This is a genomic window from Streptomyces antibioticus, from assembly GCF_002019855.1.
Lineage (GTDB): Bacteria > Actinomycetota > Actinomycetes > Streptomycetales > Streptomycetaceae > Streptomyces > Streptomyces antibioticus_B.
The window spans coordinates 5508564-5524135 of record NZ_CM007717.1; the positions used below are offsets into that span (position 1 = coordinate 5508564).

Consider the following 15572-nt stretch of genomic DNA (forward strand, 5'->3'; position numbering starts at 1 on the left):
CCGGGGGCCTCACGTGTGCCGTCGGGTGCGGCCGGCCGTCTCAGACGGTGGTGACGACCTCGTCGTACGACAGGCGCGGGGAGCGCGGGAACCAGGCGTTCTCGCCCGGACGGCCGATGTTCACGACCATCAGCGGGGTGTGGTCGTCGTCCAGGAACTCCTTGCGGACGCCCTCGAAGTCCAGACCGGTCATCGGGCCGGCGGCCAGACCGGCGGCGCGCACGCCGATGATGAAGTACGCGGCCTGGAGGGCGGCGTTCAGAAGGGCGGCCGACTCGCGGACCGGGCGCTCGGCGAAGAAGACGTCCTTGGCCTGCGGGAAGTGCGGCAGGAGCTGGGGCAGCTCCTCGTGGAACTCGTTGTCCGCGGAGAGGATCGCGACCAGCGGGGCGGCGGCCGTCTTGGCCTGGTTGCCCTCGGCCAGGTGCTGGACCAGGCGCTCACGGGCCTCGGCCGAGCGGACCAGGGTGATGCGCAGCGGGGTCTGGTTGAACGCGGTCGGACCGTACTTGACCAGGTCGTAGATCGCCTGGACCTGCTCCTCGGTCACCGGCTCGTCGGTGAAGGTGTTCGCGGTGCGGGCCTCGCGGAACAGCAGGTCCTGGGCGGCGGGGTCAAGAACGAGAGACATCTGTCGACTTCCTCGGGTACGCGTCCGGATCCGGGAACACCGGACCGGCTGACGGCTACGACCGTACGCGAATGAAGTTCAAGGTTCAACAAAATGCGGATGCTCGTGATCCGCTTCACAGCGACTCGGCGCTGCTAGTCCCCCCGCTTCGTTCCTTCTTCCTCCCCCTCTTCCTTCTCCTCGGCGAGGGCGGCGTCCAGGCGGGCCCGCGCGCCCTCCAGCCAGCGCCGGCACACCTTGGCCAGCTCCTCGCCGCGCTCCCACAGGGCGAGGGACTCCTCCAGCGACGTGCCCCCCGCCTCCAGGCGGCGGACGACCTCGACCAGCTCGTCGCGCGCCTGCTCGTAGCCCAGGGCTTCCTCGGTCTTCCTCGTCATGCGTCCCGTCCTGTCCTAGTTGTCGGCGTGATCGGCGTTGTCGGCCCGAACAGTGAACTCGCCCTCGGCGACCCGCGCGCGCAGCACCTCGTCCGCCGCCACCTCCGCCGGATCCCGGACCACATGCCCGTCGGCCCGCTGGAGCACCGCGTACCCCCGCTGGAGCGTCGCGGCCGGCGAGAGGGCCACCACGCGTGCGTGCGTGTGTGTCAGCTCCGAGTCCGCGCGGTCCAGGAGATGCCGCAGACACCGCCGGGAACGGTCGGCCAGCGAGGCCACCTGGTCCGCGCGCTCGTCGATCATCCGGTGCGGATCCTGTATCACCGGCCGGGCCAGCGCATGGGCGAGCCCGCGCTCCTCCCGCTCCACGAACCCCTCCACGCAGCGCCGCGCTCGCCCGCGCAGCATCCGCACCCGCTCCAGCTCCTCGCCGACGTCCGGGACGACCTTCTTCGCCGCGTCCGTCGGGGTGGACGCCCGCAGGTCGGCCACATGGTCGAGGAGCGGATTGTCCGGCTCGTGCCCGATCGCCGAGACCACCGGCGTACGGCAGGCCGCGACCGCGCGGACGAGCTGCTCGTCGGAGAACGGCAGCAGGTCCTCCACGCTGCCGCCGCCCCGGGCGACGATGATCACGTCGACCTCGTCGAGTGCGTCCAGCTCCTTCACCGCCTGGACGACCTGCGGCACCGCGTGGACCCCCTGGACCGCGACATTGCGCACCTCGAAGCGGACGGCGGGCCAGCGGTGCCTGGCGTTCTCCAGGACGTCCCGCTCGGCGGCCGAGGCGCGGCCGCACACCAGCCCGACGAGCTGCGGCAGAAAGGGCAGCGGTTTCTTGCGGTCGAGCGCGAAGAGGCCCTCCGCCGCCAGCGACTTCTTGAGCTGCTCCAGCCGCGCCAGCAGCTCTCCGACGCCCACCGGCCGTATCTCCACGGCCCGCAGCGAGAGCTGCCCGCGCGGGGCGTACCACTCCGGCTTCGCGTGGACGACGACCCGGGCGCCCTCCCCGACGACGTCCGCCACCGCGTCGAACACCTGGCGGTAGCACGTGACGCCCACCGAGATGTCGTGCGAGGGGTCGCGCAGGGTCAGAAAGACGACGCCCGCTCCCGGGCGCCGCGACAACTGGGTGATCTGACCCTCGACCCACACCGCGCCGAGCCGGTCGATCCACCCCCCGATGAGCCGCGACACCTGGCCGACGGGCAGTGGGGCGTCCGCGGACGTGTTCACAGCCATGCGACCGAGCGTAACGGCCGCCACCGACAACGCCGCTCAGGCCGGTGCGGGCCGCCCGCTTCACTCCGGAGGGGAACTCCGAGGCCCGGGACACGGCCGTACGATGGGACGCATGACTGCTTCGCCTGGCCGCCGCCGTGTCCTGCTCGCCGCCCCCCGGGGCTACTGCGCGGGCGTCGACCGCGCCGTGATCGCCGTCGAGAAGGCCCTGGAGCAGTACGGGGCCCCGGTCTACGTCCGCCACGAGATCGTCCACAACAAGTACGTCGTGCAGACCCTGGAGAAGAAGGGCGCCGTCTTCGTCGAGCGGACGGAGGAGGTGCCGCCGGGCAACATCGTGATGTTCTCCGCGCACGGCGTCGCCCCGGTCGTCCACGAGGAGGCCGCGCGCGGGAGGCTCGCCACCATCGACGCGACCTGCCCGCTGGTCACCAAGGTCCACAAGGAAGCCGTCCGGTTCGCCGACGACGACTACGACATCCTCCTGATCGGGCACGAGGGCCACGAGGAGGTCATCGGCACCTCCGGCGAGGCCCCCGAGCACATCCAGCTCGTGGACGGCCCGGCCGATGTCGCCAAGGTCGAGGTCCGTGACGAGTCGAAGGTCGTCTGGCTCTCCCAGACGACGCTGAGCGTGGACGAGACGATGGAGACCGTCGACGCGCTCAAGGAGAAGTTCCCGCAGCTCATCTCCCCGCCGAGCGACGACATCTGCTACGCCACGCAGAACCGCCAGCTCGCCGTGAAGCAGATGGGCGCCGAGGCGGAGCTGGTCATCGTGGTCGGCTCGCGCAACTCCTCCAACTCCGTGCGGCTCGTCGAGGTCGCCAAGCTCGCCGGGGCGCGGGCGGCGTACCTGGTGGACTTCGCCAGCGAGATCGACGAGGCGTGGCTGGAGGGCGTGACCACGGTCGGCGTCACCTCCGGCGCCTCGGTGCCCGAGGTCCTCGTCGAGGAGGTGCTCGGCTGGCTCGGCGAGCGCGGCTACGCGGACGTGGAGCTGGTCAAGGCGGCCGACGAGCACATCACCTTCTCGCTGCCCAAGGAACTCCGCCGCGACCTGCGCGAGGAGGCGGCGGCGCTGGTGGCCGAGCGGGGCGGCAGCGGCCCCGCGGGCTCGCCGACTGAGTGACTGTCAGTCGATCGTCGTAACGTAGGGCCATGCAGATCTTCGGCGTGGACATCGGCGGATCCGGGATCAAGGGCGCCCCTGTGGACCTCGACAGGGGCGACCTGGCCCAGGAGCGCTTCAAAGTGCTCACCCCGCACCCGGCGACGCCCGACGGCGTGGCCGACGGCGTGCGGCAGGTCGTGGAGCACTTCGGCTGGACCGGCCCGGTGGGCCTGACCTTCCCGGGCGTGGTCACCGGCGGGTCGACCATCCGTACGGCGGCCAATGTGGACAAGAGCTGGATCGACACGGACGCGCGCGCGTTGTTCACCGAGCGGCTGGGCGGCCTGCCGGTGACCGTCGTCAACGACGCGGACGCGGCGGGCGTCGCCGAGGTCGCCTTCGGCGCCGGCCGCGACCGCAGCGGCACGGTCATCCTGCTGACGTTCGGCACGGGCATCGGCAGCGCCCTTTTCGTCGACGGCGTGCTCGTCCCCAACACCGAGCTGGGCCACCTGGAGCTGCACGGACACGACGCGGAGAAGCGCGCCAGCTCCAAGGCCAAGGAGGACGGCGAGCTGACCTGGGAACACTGGGCGCACCGCGTCCAGAAATACCTCGCCCACGTAGAGATGCTCTTCTCCCCGGAACTCTTCATCATCGGCGGCGGCGTCAGCCGCAAGTCCGAGAAGTTCCTCCACTACATCGAGGGCATCCGAGCCGAGATCGTCCCGGCGCAACTCCAGAACAACGCGGGCATCGTGGGGGCGGCGATGCGGGCGGCCAAGGAGAGCTGAGGGGGCGCGGGGGCCGCGTCCGGGAGCCGGGGAGGCTCGTCCCCCCCCCATGCTGGCGGTGCCTTGCCCGCGTGCGCTCGCCGGGTGGGTGCGAGACGGGCTGCGGCAGGCGATGGAGGAGTCGCGCGGTAGCGGGATGACGACGTGTGGCACCCGGGAGGGAACAGCCGGCGGCCTCGGTGGCTGGGCGGGGTGCCCGCGCGGCGATCGGACCGTCGCCGTGCACGCTCGATGAGGGCCGCAGGGGTGCGCGCATGCGCGTCCGGCGATGACGGACGGCGCTGCTCGCGGCGGTGGCCGTGGCGGTGGTGGAGGTGTCGTGCTCGGCCGAGGGCGCGGCGCGAGCGCCCTGCGCATGACGGCGGTCGCGAGGTGGCCCACCGCCGCCGGGATTCGGCCGGGAAGGCACTGCCCGCGGCGATGACGGTGACGCGCTCGGGCGTCATTACCGTGCCGCCGCCCGCCACAGGGCAGTACGGGGAAGCGGTCAGCGGCGTCGGATGCGGGGTCGGGGGCGGGGGTTCGCGCGGCGGCGGGCTGTTGCTCTGCGTACGCCGCGGACGAGGATGGTCACGGCTGCGGCGAGCGTGCCGGCGTACAGCCAGCCGGCCTCGGTAGCCAGGGCCGTGACCAGGCCCATCAGCCGGGCGCCGAGGCCGTCGCCGTCCTCGATCACGGGCAGTAGTCCGACGGCGAAGGCGATCGGCATGGCCACCGGTGGCGCCAGCAGGTCGCCGGGGCGCACCCAGAGTCCGGTCAGGACGCTGACGGGCAGGAACAGGACGCCGTACACCGTCAGCGACGCCCCGAAGAGCAGGCTGTCCAGGCTTCCGAGGGCGCACATCACCGCGATCGAGAACAGCCCGCTGCCGAGTCCGGTGAGCCGGGGGTTCGGCAGGCGGCGGGGGCGGGGGGAGCCAGTGGTGGCCGAGGCGGAGCCTCGCGCGGCGGGCCGGGGTACTGCCCCCGCCGTCCGCACGGGGCGCACGGGCTGTACGGGCCGTACGGGCCGCGCGGCCTTGGGGACGATGCGAGGCTTTCGCCCCGTCGTCCCCTCTCTTCCTTCCCTCCCCGCCCGTCCGCGCGCCCGCTCCCCGCCCGCCTGGGGCGGAAGGGACGGCGCCGCCGCCGGGGTGCCGCGTCGCGGTCGGGGGTGGGGGGAACGCGTCCTGGGTTGCTCCACTGCACCAAGTTAGGTCGTTTTATGTGGCGAATCGGGCCTCAGACACGCCGGAGAGCGGACGTTGGCCGCGCGTTCGACAGGGCCGCCGGCCCGGTGCCGGGTACGCCGTAAACTGGTGGATCGGCCGGCCCTCTGACCCTGGTCCCCACGGCGGGAAGCCCCGGGAACCGGCCCCCTGGCCCTCTCACTACGGGAAGTCGCAACGTGTCGCTCACGATCGGAATCGTCGGTCTGCCAAATGTCGGCAAGTCGACCCTGTTCAACGCCCTGACCAAGAACGACGTGCTGGCGGCCAACTACCCGTTCGCCACGATCGAGCCGAACGTCGGCGTCGTCGGCGTCCCGGACGCCCGCCTGACGAAGCTCGCGGAGATCTTCGGCTCGCAGCGCATCCTCCCGGCGACCGTCGACTTCGTCGACATCGCGGGCATCGTGCGCGGCGCCTCCGAGGGCGAGGGCCTGGGCAACAAGTTCCTGGCGAACATCCGGGAGTCCGACGCGATCTGCCAGGTCATCCGCGCCTTCAAGGACGAGAACGTCGTGCACGTCGACGGCAAGGTCTCGCCGAAGGACGACATCGAGACGATCAACACCGAGCTGATCCTCGCCGACCTCCAGACGATCGAGAAGGTCCTGCCCCGCCTCCAGAAGGAGTCGCGGATCAAGAAGGACATCGCGCCGAAGGTCAAGGCCGTCGAGGAGGCCAAGGAGATCCTGGAGAAGGGCGACACCCTCTTCTCGCACGGCATCGTCCAGGGCACCGAGCGCAACGAACTCCTCCACGACCTGCACCTCCTCACCACCAAGCCCTTCCTCTACGTCTTCAACGTCGACGAGGACGAGCTGACCGACGACACCTTCAAGGACGAGCAGCGCGCCCTGGTCGCCCCCGCCGAGGCGATCTTCCTCAACGCCAAGCTGGAGGCGGACCTCGCCGAGCTGGACGAGGCCGACGCCATGGAGCTGCTGGAGTCCGTCGGCGCGGAGGAGCCCGGCCTGGCCACCCTGGCCCGCGTCGGCTTCGACACGCTGGGCCTCCAGACCTACCTCACGGCCGGCCCCAAGGAGTCCCGCGCCTGGACGATCAAGAAGGGCGCCACCGCCCCCGAGGCCGCCGGCGTGATCCACACCGACTTCCAGAAGGGCTTCATCAAGGCGGAAGTCATCTCCTTCGCCGCCCTGGTCGAAACCGGCTCAGTCGCCGAGGCCCGCGCCAAGGGCAAGGCCCGCATGGAGGGCAAGGAGTATGTGATGCAGGACGGGGATGTCGTCGAATTCAGGTTCAACGTCTGAGCGGACGAAACGAGGGGCCGGGCTCTTGGGAGTCCGGCCCCTTCGTCGTTCCCATGGCGGTGCTCAGGTGTCGTAGACGGTGGAACGATGCCCGACGTGTACCACCCACACCACCAGCTCACCGTTGTCGATCGTGTAGATCACGCGATGGTCGCCCACCCGCAGGCGGCGCCGGTCGGGTTGGGAGACGAGGGCGGTGGTGTTGAACCCCAGAGGGTCGCTCTCCAGCTCGGTCAACTTGGCCAGAATACGGAGCGCCGTGTCGCGCGGGACCTTGCGAAGCTCAGCCTGAGCCTCGGGTCGGAAGACGGTGCGGTACTCACTCACTGCGCGCCAGCGTCTCCCTCATGACGTCCTCGATCGGGATGCTGCGCGCCGGATTGGCCATGCGCTCGTCGATGATCCGGTTGATCTCGCGCTCTTCCCATTCCTGGTACTTGCGCAGCACTTCGATGGACACCACGGCGGCGACCTGCTTGCCGCGCCGGGTGATCACGGTGGGCACGTCGTCCCGGTCGGCTCGCTCCACGACCTCGGCGAGGTGCGCCCGGACATCGCGGATGGACTCTATGGGCAGTGGCTGCGTCATGCGCCCAAGGGTACCGAGTGTCGCATGTGTACACAACGGCGCTTCACGAGCCGTTCCATTCCTCGCCGGGCAGTGCGTGCCACAGGTCGAGCCAGTCGGGGAGCAGGAAGAGGGGGCGGGTCAGGACGATGTCGCCGGCCCGCTGGGAGCGGATCGCGAGGCCGAGGTCGGCGAAGACCGGATCGCCGGCGACGCTGTACGCCAGGCTGCCGGGCCGTGTCGTGCGGTGGACGAGCCAGTCCTCCACGTGGGAAGGCGTGCAGCCGGTCAGCGGGGCTGCGTCCAGTCTCACCTGGGGACCGGTGAGGGCGTCTGCGGCGACGCACCCCAGGCGGCCGTCGTGAAAGAGCGCCCTGATCCCGCTCTCGGTGAAGTCGGCGTAGTTGAGCTGCTGGTCTTCGCCGTGGTGGGAGTAGGACGAGACGGCCGGTCCTTCACCGAGGACGCGGGCGATCTCCTCCAAGGTCATCCCGAAGTGCAGGGGGCCGACTCCTACGTACGGCGTGAACGTCCACTCGGCACGCTCCTCCTGCCGGGCGATCCGCCACGGGCCGCGGTACCCCGCCTCGCTTCCAGGGACGGCCACGGGCGGCTCGGGTGCCGGCTCGTGCGGGGCGGCGGCCGGTATGGGCGCGGTCCGGTCCCCACGCCGGCGGTCGAGTCGTTTCGGAGCCGCGGTGTCCTCGGGTTGCTCTTCCAGCCAGCGGATCGCCTGCTCCTGCTCCTGGCCGCCGAACGGGTCCTCCGCCAGCTCGCCTGCCCGGTCCAGGGCCGCGCGGCGCTCCTCCTCCGCAGTGACGAGACCGGTGACATCCTCCCCCCAGGCAGCCAGCCGTTCCCTGGCGATCCACCGGTAGTACGAGTCCGCGCTCACGGCAAGGACCTCGCGAACGGCGGGCGCGTACCGGGGCGCGGACGAGGCGAGGGCGGGGTCGGCCAGGAGCAGGGCGGTGGCCGCGAGCGCGGCCTCCTTCACCAGTGGATCGTCGACGTCGCAGAAGTCCGCGATGCGGTCGTGGAGTATCGGCCTTGCCGTTCTGGCGGCGGCCAGATTCTGCGCCGTGCCGACGCCGTCCTCGACGTCCAGGCGGGCGATGTCGGCGAACGAAGCCAGCCAGTTGAGCAGTTCGGCGCGAAGCGGCCGCCGACCGGCCCTGGGCTCCCACCGGTCTTCGGAGAGGGTGCGCGGATCGTCGAGAAGACAGGCCAGGACCAAGGCCGCCGGAGCGGTCGCCGGAAACACCTGCTCCTGATTGAGGAGCAGCCGATACAGATCGCCCACCGCCCGTACCCGGCGGGCCGGGTCGGTGGCGAGCACACTGCCGAGGATGTCCGGTGTGTCAGGCACACCGTGCCGACCCGTACAGACGTGGGGCAGCTCTGCCCAGGCGGTGCCGGCGAGCTCTGCCTGTGCTCTGGCTGGCAGGGAGCCGGCGGGAGCACCAGAAAGGTCTGGGGTCATCTCGTTGATCACGACAGCAGTGTTCCGCTTGTCGTTAACCACCGGCGTTCGGCGGGGGTTCGGCGACCGTGACCTGGGCGGTCCAGGACCCGGGTTCCCGGGGCGGATCCCAGGTCACGTCGACGCGTGCTCCGTGGACGTCGCGTGCGAGTCCCGCCACCATGGCCGCCGTGGCGGCCCGTGCCGTGGCCGGGTCGGCGTCGACCGGAACGTCGGCGAGGCGCCCGCAGAGCGTCCCGCCTTCCAGGGTGTGGACGCTGTGGCGCCAGCCTTCCGGCGTCGCGAGCAGGACGATCCCCTTCGGCATCCCGAAGGGCGGTCGTCGCTTCGTCTCCTGCTTTCGCCTCGCCATGGGGTCATCCAACCTTGCCGGCTTCCTGGCGGTGCCGCTTTGTGCTGGGTGGGGCGGCGTTCCGCGTCGATTCTGCTAACGTCGACGTTACTAACATTGATGTTAGTTTCATGGGTGGAGGTCTGCGGGCGTGGTGGACTTTGTGGGGCGGCGGCAGGAGCTTGCGGCGCTGGAGCGTGAGCTGGGGAAAGTGGTGGCCGGGGTTGGTGGGGAGCGGCCCGGGCGGTGTGTGATGTTGCGTGGGCGGCGTCGGGTCGGGAAGTCGCGGCTGGTCGAGCGGTTCGCGGAGCGTTCCAAGGTCCCCTTTCTGTTCTACGCGGCTACAGGTGCTTCCCCCAGGGACGAGCTGGCCCGGCTGGCCCGGGACGCTCAGGCGTCGACGCTGCCGTTGGCGGGGCTGGTGGCTGCCGCGCGGCCGGAGAGCTGGGACGCCGCGTTCGATGTGCTGGCCGCGGCGCTGCCCGCCGACCGGGCGAGTGTGCTGGTGATTGATGAAGCGCCGTATCTCATGGATGACGACGGCGCGTTCGAGGGGATGCTGCAACGCGCCTGGGACCGGGTGCTGGAGACCAAGCCCGTGCTGCTGGTCCTCATCGGGTCCGATCTGTCGATGATGGAGGCACTCAACAGCTACGGACGCCCCTTCCACCAGCGTGGCCGGGCGATGGTGCTGGGGCCGCTGAATCCCGCCGAGGTGGGGCAGATGCTCGGGCTGGAACCGGCGGAAGCCTTCGACGCCGCGCTGGTCACCGGCGGGCTGCCGCTGATCTGCGCGGAGTGGCCGCGCGGCGCCGGGCTGTGGGACTTCCTCGCCGAGGCGCTGAGCGATCCGGTCTCGGCCCTGCTGGTGTCGGCCGAACGCTCGCTGGCCGCCGAATTCCCCCCGCAGGCCCAGGCGCGCACCGTGCTGGCGGCCATCGGCAGCGGCGAGCGGACCTTCACCAACATCGGCCGGGCGGCCGGGGGCATCGGGGCCACGCCCCTTCAGCGGGCACTGGAGCTGCTGACGGACAAACGGATCGTCGCCCGAGAGCTGCCCGTGTCGCTGCGGCCGTCGAAGGACCGCCGCTACCGGGTCACGGATCCCTATCTGCGGTTCTGGCTGCACCTGCTCGGCCCGTCCATGGAGGAGATCGAGCGGGGGCGGGGCGATCTGACCCTGGCACGCATCCGGGAGAACTGGACGAGCTGGCGCGGCCGAGCCGTCGAACCGCTTGTCCGGGAGGCGCTGGCGCGGATGCTGCCTGATGACAGCCTGCCCGCGGCCCCTGCGGTGGGTGGCTACTGGACCCGTACCAACGACGTCGAGATCGACATCGTCGGGGCGGACCGTGCTCCCGTCGCCACGGAACTGCTCTTCGTCGGCTCCGTCAAGTGGCTGGAGCAGTCGCCCTTCGACCGGCACGACCTGGCGGCTCTTCATCGACACCGGGCCGCCCTCACCGATCGACCCGTTCCGGTCGTGGCGGTTTCGCGCAGCGGGGTCGACTGTCCGGGGCTCGATGCCGCCTACGGCCCCGGCGATCTGCTGGCTGCTTGGCCACGGTGAGCGAGGCGGGTGGATGAAGGGCGCGGCCGCCGCCGGTCGGTACCGCGCCGATGCGGCGGGCCGTCCGGATCGCGGCCAGGCGCAGGCCCAGGCCACCGGTCACCGGTGAGGAGCGCGTGGTCGCACAGGCGTAGGCCGCCCCTGTCGGTGCGCGGTGGCAGGATGCCCCGTGGACGGGTGAGGGGCGAGAGGGGCGGTGCGTGGGGCGGGTTGAGCGGGAGGCTGTCGCGGCGGGGGCGCGGCTGTGTGGGGCGGCTCGGGCCGTGGGGGGTGATCATGAGCGTGCCGTGCGGGCGGTGCGGGACGCGTTGCGGCCTCTTCATGACGCTGCCGTCAAGCGGGAGCTCGACGCCATTCCCGTCGGGCGGCTTCAGGATGTGACCGAGGGGCGGTTGCGGCTGGGGAGTGTGGAGAAGAGCGGGTTGCGCACTCTGGGGAGTGTTCTGGAGGCGGGGCCTTATCGGTTGCGGCGGATTCCCGGGGTCGGGCAGCGCACCGCCGATCAACTGCTCGCCGCAGCCCGGCGGCTCTCCGACGCCGTGCACGAGACGGTCGCCGTGCATATCGACGTGGACCGGCCGGAGCCGCGTACCACCGCGCTCGTGACGGCCCTGCATGTGCTGGTGGAGGCAGGTCCGGAGGCGCGGCGGGCGGTCGACGCGGCTGCCGGGCTGGTGGAGCGGCTGGAGCCGTTGCTCGTGGACGCCAGGCCCGCCACCGGGCGGGTGCGGATGCTGCTGGCCGGCCGGGAGAAGAAGGCGCGGGCGGTGGCGGCCGTCGCCGGGATCCGGGCGCTGGTGGAGGAGGCGGAGCGGGCGGGCGTGCCCGAGCTGCTCGCCCAGGCGTCCGTGGATCTGCTCAGGGTGCCCGCGTCGGACGTCGCCGCCTGGGTGGACTTCGAGCTGCGTTCCGCCGAGTACTACAGCCTGCTCGCCGAGATCTCCGGGCGGGCGCCGGACGCGGCCGCCGCCGAGGGCTTCCTGCCGGACGAGATCGCCGAGCGGGTACGGACCCAGCAGCTCGACGACACGCATCGGCGCGTCTCCCTGCGCGGGTATCAGGCGTTCGGGGCGCGGTTCGCGCTCGCGCAGCGCAAGGTGATACTCGGCGACGAGATGGGACTCGGCAAGACGATCCAGGCGATCGCCGTGCTGGCCCACCTGGCCGCCGAAGGGCAGAGCCACTTCATGGTCGTCTGCCCGGCGAGCGTCCTCGTGAACTGGACCCGGGAGATCGAGGCCCGCAGTGCCCTGCGCGTCATGGTGCTTCACGGGCCCGACCGGCACGACGCGTTCGCCGACTGGAAGGGTCGGGGCGGGGTCGGGGTGACGACGTTCGACGCGCTGCGCGGGTTTCCCGTGCCGGGGGGTGGAGAGGTCGGGCTGCTCGTCGTCGACGAGGCGCACTCCGTGAAGAATCCGCAGGCCAAGCGGTCGCAGGCGGTCGCGTTGTGGGCGGAGCACTGCGGGCGGGCGCTGTTCATGACCGGGACGCCGATGGAGAACCGGGTCGCGGAGTTCCGCAACCTGGTCCGGATGCTCGACGGCGATGTTGCCGACGCCCTCGGCGAACGGGACGCCCTGGCCGGATCGGTCGCCTTCCGCAAGGCCGTGGCCCCCGTCTATCTGCGGCGCAACCAGGAGGACGTGCTGACGGAACTCCCGAGCCTCCAGCAGACCGACGAATGGGAGGAGTTGAGCGCGTCGGACGAGGAGGCGTACCGCGAGGCCGTGCGCGCGGGCAACTTCATGGCGATGCGCAGGGCCGCGTACGCGCGCCCCGAGAAATCGGCCAAGCTGGACCGGTTGCGGGAGATCGTCCGGGAGGCCGGGGAGAACGGTCAGAAGACGGTCGTCTTCTCCTACTTCAAGGACGTGCTGGGCGTGGTGCGGGAGGCGCTCGGGGACACCGACGGCGTCTCTCTGTTCGGTCCGCTCACCGGTGGTGTCGCGGCCGGGCGGCGGCAGCAGATCGTCGACGACTTCGCCGGCGTCGCCGGGCCCGCCGTGCTCCTGGCGCAGATCCAGGCGGCGGGCGTCGGCCTCAACATGCAGGCCGCGTCCGTCGTCGTCCTCTGCGAACCCCAGATCAAGCCGACCATCGAGCACCAGGCCGTGGCCCGCGCCCACCGGATGGGCCAGGTCAGACCGGTGCGCGTGTACCGCCTCCTGGCCACCGGCGGCGTGGACGAACGCCTGGTGAAGATGCTGGAGGCCAAGACCCGCCTCTTCGACGCCTACGCCCGCCGCAGCGCCGTGGCCGAGTCCACCCCGGACGCGGTCGACATCTCGGACACCGAACTGGCCCGCAGGATCGTGGAGGAGGAGCAGGAACGGCTGGGGATGACGGGTGAACAGGGGGCGGCCGCGCCCGTCGTCTGAACCCCCGGAGCGTTCCCGCTCAGCTCAGCCAGCCCGGTTTGATCATGCCGCTTTCGTAGGCGATGATCACGAGTTGGGTGCGGTCGCGGACGGCGAGTTTGGTCATGATGCGGCTGACGTGGGTTTTCGCGGTGTAGGGGCTGAGGACCAGGCGTTCGGCGATCTCGTCGTTGGTGAGGCCGGCGCCGACCAGGCGGATGACCTCGAACTCGCGCTCGGTGAGGACGTTGAGGCGGGGGCTGACGTCCGGCTGGACGACGCGGCCGGCGAACTCGGCGATCAGGCGCCGGGTGACCGCGGGGGCGATCAGGGCGTCGCCGCGGGCGCAGACCCGGATGCCGTGCAGGAGTTCCATCGGCTCGGTGTCCTTGACCAGGAAGCCGGCGGCGCCGGCGCGCAGGGCGCCGTACACGTAGTCGTCGACGTCGAACGTGGTGAGGATGACCACCCGGACGTCGGAGAGGCGTTCGTCGGAGACGATGCGGCGGGTCGCCGCGAGGCCGTCCTCCTCGGGCATGCGGATGTCCATCAGGACGACGTCGGGGCGCAGTTCACGGGTCAGTTCGACGGCCTCGGTGCCGGTGGACGCCTCGCCGACCACCTCGATGTCGTCCTCGTCGTCGATGATGGAGCGGAACCCGGCGCGGACGAGTCGCTGGTCGTCGGCGAGCAGCACTCTGATGCGTGGCGTCGTCGTCATGAGGCCACCCTAGACAGGGAGTTGTGGGGTTTCGGTGAGGGGCAGGGCCGCGTCCACGCGGAAGCCTCCGCCCGTGTTCCGCGCCGTCAGCCGGCCGCCCAGCGCGCGGGCGCGTTCGGTCATGCCGGTGATGCCGCTGCCGCGCGCCGTGGTGTCGGGGGAGCCCTGGCCGTCGTCCTCGATACGGACGCGCAGCTCGGACGGGGTGTAGGTGACGTCGATGGTGGCGTGCGCGGCCTGGGCGTGCCGGGTGATGTTGGTGAGGGACTCCTGGACGATCCGGTAGGCGGCCAGGGAGATCGTGGGGGACAGGACGGGCTGCTCGCCCTCGACCGTGACCGTCACCTTCAGACCGGTGACGGCGGCCCGGTCGGCCAGTTCGCCGAGCCGGTCGAGACCCGCGGTCGGCGCGGTCGGCGCGGCCTCGTCCACCTGACGCAACACCCCCAGCGTGCCCCGCAGTTCGCGCAGTGCCTCCTTGCTGGTGTCACGGACGAACTCCAGGGCGGTGATGAGTTCGGCGGTCTGCCCCGGGCGGCGGGTGCTGCGGTGCAGGGCGGCGTTGGTCTGCACATGGATCAGCGAGATGTTGTGGCCCAGCACGTCGTGCAACTCCCGTGCCAGCCGCAGCCGTTCCTCGGTCGCGGACTGCTTGGCCCGTACGTCGCGCTCGCGTTCGGCGGCCAGCGCCCGCGCCTCGGCCTCGGCCAGATACGCCTGTCTGGTGCGCATCGCGTGGCTGAACGCGATCACGCTCAGGAACCAGCCGCTGAGCAGCGCGATCGACATGTTGTCCACGCTGCGCTGCTGGTCGACGACGCCCAGCTCACCGTAGGCGATCACCAGCATGATGAGCACCGCGAGGGCGACGACGGCGGTCAACTGGCCCGATCTGGCGACGCTGTAGAGGGCGACCATGAAGACCAGGGCGGGCGTCGGGCCGTTGATGCCGGCGTGTGTGTAGTAGACGAGTGTGACCAGCAGGGCGACCACGGCGGCGGCCAGCGGACGGCGGGCGCGGAAGCCGAGGCTCAGCCAGCCGACCGTCGCGGCGGCGCAGCTCGCGAGCGCGGCGAGCGCGCCGTCCGCGGTACGGCCCAGGACGATCCAGCCCAGTTCGAGTAACTGACAGGCACCGACCAGTGCCGCCGTCCGGTCGATCCGGAAGACGGGCTCGGCCGGTGCGGCGACGGGTGCGGAGGCCATGTCCATCAGGGTACGAGGGGGTGGGCGTCGGCCGGGGTGCCGTGGCCGTCGGCGGGGAGGGCGTGCGCGGCCAGGAAGTCCTGGACGACCCGCTGCACGTACTCCTCGGTGATCGGCCGTCCGGCCAGCAGCCGGCGGTACATCAGCGGGCCGGCGAGCTGGTCGACGGCGAGGTCGACGTCGAGGTCCGCCGGGAGTTCGCCGCGGGCGCGGGCGGCGTCGAGGATCGTGCGGAAGTCCTGCGAGCCGTGCCGGTAGAGGTCCTCCTTCAGACGGGCGAACACCGGGTCCACGCCCGCGCGTTCGATGACGGCGCGCAGTCCGCGGTCGCTCACCGGGTCGTGCAGGAGGCCGCGCAGACCGTCGAGCTGGTGGACGAGGTCGTCGCGCAGGACGCCGGTCAGCGGGGGGCGGGCGGTGGAGATGCGCTGCGCGATCACGTCCCGGACCAGGCCGGAGGCATCGGGCCAGTGACGGTAGAGGGTCGACCGGCCGACCCCGCTGCGGGCCGCGACGGCGACATGGGTCACCGCCGACCAGCCCTGCTCGACCAGCAGGTCCCGGGCGGCGGCGAGGGCGGCGGCCCGGCTGCGCTCGGCACGGGGGTCGGGGCCGCGGCCGGGGGCGTCGGGGGTGGGGACGAGAGGTGCGTGCGGGGCGGCCGGGGGTTCTGGGGGTTCTGGGGTGGTGGACATCCGG

At 71.5% G+C, this 15572-nt stretch carries 16 protein-coding genes; 5 read left to right on the forward strand and 11 right to left on the reverse strand.

What is annotated here, in order from left to right:
- Window positions 1-40 precede the first annotated feature (40 nt).
- From AFM16_RS25160 to xseA, 3 genes are all read right to left on the reverse strand, one after another.
- On the reverse strand, window positions 41-631 hold the full coding sequence (locus AFM16_RS25160; protein ID WP_030783743.1) for a malonic semialdehyde reductase: 591 nt from the start codon (window positions 629-631) through the stop codon (window positions 41-43).
- A gap of 134 nt (window positions 632-765) precedes the next feature.
- Entirely contained in the window at window positions 766-1008 is a 243-nt protein-coding gene (locus AFM16_RS25165; RefSeq protein WP_078634697.1) for an exodeoxyribonuclease VII small subunit, read from the reverse strand.
- A 15-nt stretch (window positions 1009-1023) separates the two neighbouring features.
- Complete coding sequence (gene xseA / locus AFM16_RS25170) at window positions 1024-2250, reverse strand: exodeoxyribonuclease VII large subunit (protein ID WP_078634698.1); 1227 nt, start codon at window positions 2248-2250, stop codon at window positions 1024-1026.
- A 103-nt stretch (window positions 2251-2353) separates the two neighbouring features.
- On the opposite strand from xseA, the gene AFM16_RS25175 reads away from it, so the two are divergent.
- Together AFM16_RS25175 and ppgK are read left to right on the forward strand one after the other, a co-directional pair.
- A complete protein-coding gene (locus AFM16_RS25175) occupies window positions 2354-3382 on the forward strand; it encodes a 4-hydroxy-3-methylbut-2-enyl diphosphate reductase (protein WP_078634699.1) in 1029 nt (342 codons plus the stop codon).
- Window positions 3383-3411: 29 nt separating this feature from the next.
- Window positions 3412-4158 carry a polyphosphate--glucose phosphotransferase gene (ppgK, locus tag AFM16_RS25180; protein WP_030783755.1) on the forward strand — a complete coding sequence of 249 codons (747 nt, stop codon included), beginning with the start codon at window positions 3412-3414 and terminating at the stop codon, window positions 4156-4158.
- 487 nt (window positions 4159-4645) lie between these two features.
- Here the strand turns inward: ppgK and AFM16_RS40170 are convergent, their stop codons facing one another.
- Window positions 4646-5146, reverse strand: coding sequence for a DUF6542 domain-containing protein (locus tag AFM16_RS40170; RefSeq protein WP_306293481.1), 501 nt, complete (start codon window positions 5144-5146; stop codon window positions 4646-4648).
- Between the two features lie 399 nt (window positions 5147-5545).
- Here AFM16_RS40170 and ychF point away from each other — a divergent pair, with 399 nt between their 5' ends.
- Window positions 5546-6634, forward strand: a complete 1089-nt coding sequence (gene ychF / locus AFM16_RS25190; protein ID WP_078634700.1) for a redox-regulated ATPase YchF — start codon at window positions 5546-5548, stop codon at window positions 6632-6634.
- A gap of 63 nt (window positions 6635-6697) precedes the next feature.
- Here the strand turns inward: ychF and AFM16_RS25195 are convergent, their stop codons facing one another.
- From AFM16_RS25195 to AFM16_RS25210, 4 genes are all read right to left on the reverse strand, one after another.
- Window positions 6698-6961, reverse strand: coding sequence for a type II toxin-antitoxin system RelE family toxin (locus AFM16_RS25195; RefSeq protein WP_030783763.1), 264 nt, complete (start codon window positions 6959-6961; stop codon window positions 6698-6700).
- Window positions 6954-7223 (reverse strand): type II toxin-antitoxin system Phd/YefM family antitoxin, encoded by a 270-nt coding sequence (locus AFM16_RS25200; protein WP_078634701.1) that lies wholly within the window; start codon window positions 7221-7223, stop codon window positions 6954-6956. Before AFM16_RS25200 ends, AFM16_RS25195 begins: the two co-directional genes overlap by 8 nt.
- Window positions 7224-7266: 43 nt before the next feature.
- Window positions 7267-8571 carry a hypothetical protein gene (locus tag AFM16_RS25205; protein ID WP_245177796.1) on the reverse strand — a complete coding sequence of 435 codons (1305 nt, stop codon included), beginning with the start codon at window positions 8569-8571 and terminating at the stop codon, window positions 7267-7269.
- Window positions 8572-8719: 148 nt separating this feature from the next.
- The gene (locus AFM16_RS25210; protein ID WP_143648432.1) at window positions 8720-9037 is read right to left on the reverse strand and encodes a hypothetical protein; all 318 of its coding nucleotides are present in this window, start codon (window positions 9035-9037) and stop codon (window positions 8720-8722) included.
- Window positions 9038-9167: 130 nt separating this feature from the next.
- Between AFM16_RS25210 and AFM16_RS25215 the strand changes: the two genes are divergently transcribed.
- Window positions 9168-10586: an ATP-binding protein gene (locus AFM16_RS25215; RefSeq protein ID WP_078634704.1), complete on the forward strand. Its 1419-nt coding sequence runs from the start codon at window positions 9168-9170 to the stop codon at window positions 10584-10586.
- A 200-nt stretch (window positions 10587-10786) separates the two neighbouring features.
- On the forward strand, window positions 10787-12967 hold the full coding sequence (locus AFM16_RS25220; RefSeq protein WP_179123309.1) for a DEAD/DEAH box helicase: 2181 nt from the start codon (window positions 10787-10789) through the stop codon (window positions 12965-12967).
- A gap of 19 nt (window positions 12968-12986) precedes the next feature.
- Here AFM16_RS25220 and AFM16_RS25225 read toward each other — a convergent pair whose 3' ends face one another.
- Genes AFM16_RS25225 through AFM16_RS25235 form a run of 3 tightly spaced genes read right to left on the reverse strand, consistent with a single transcriptional unit; the run spans window position 12987 to window position 15568 of the window.
- Complete coding sequence (locus AFM16_RS25225; protein ID WP_078634706.1) at window positions 12987-13667, reverse strand: response regulator transcription factor; 681 nt, start codon at window positions 13665-13667, stop codon at window positions 12987-12989.
- Between the two features lie 9 nt (window positions 13668-13676).
- Entirely contained in the window at window positions 13677-14873 is a 1197-nt protein-coding gene (locus AFM16_RS25230; RefSeq protein WP_143648434.1) for a sensor histidine kinase, read from the reverse strand.
- 5 nt (window positions 14874-14878) lie between these two features.
- A complete protein-coding gene (locus tag AFM16_RS25235) occupies window positions 14879-15568 on the reverse strand; it encodes a TetR/AcrR family transcriptional regulator (RefSeq protein WP_078634708.1) in 690 nt (229 codons plus the stop codon).
- Window positions 15569-15572 lie beyond the last annotated feature (4 nt).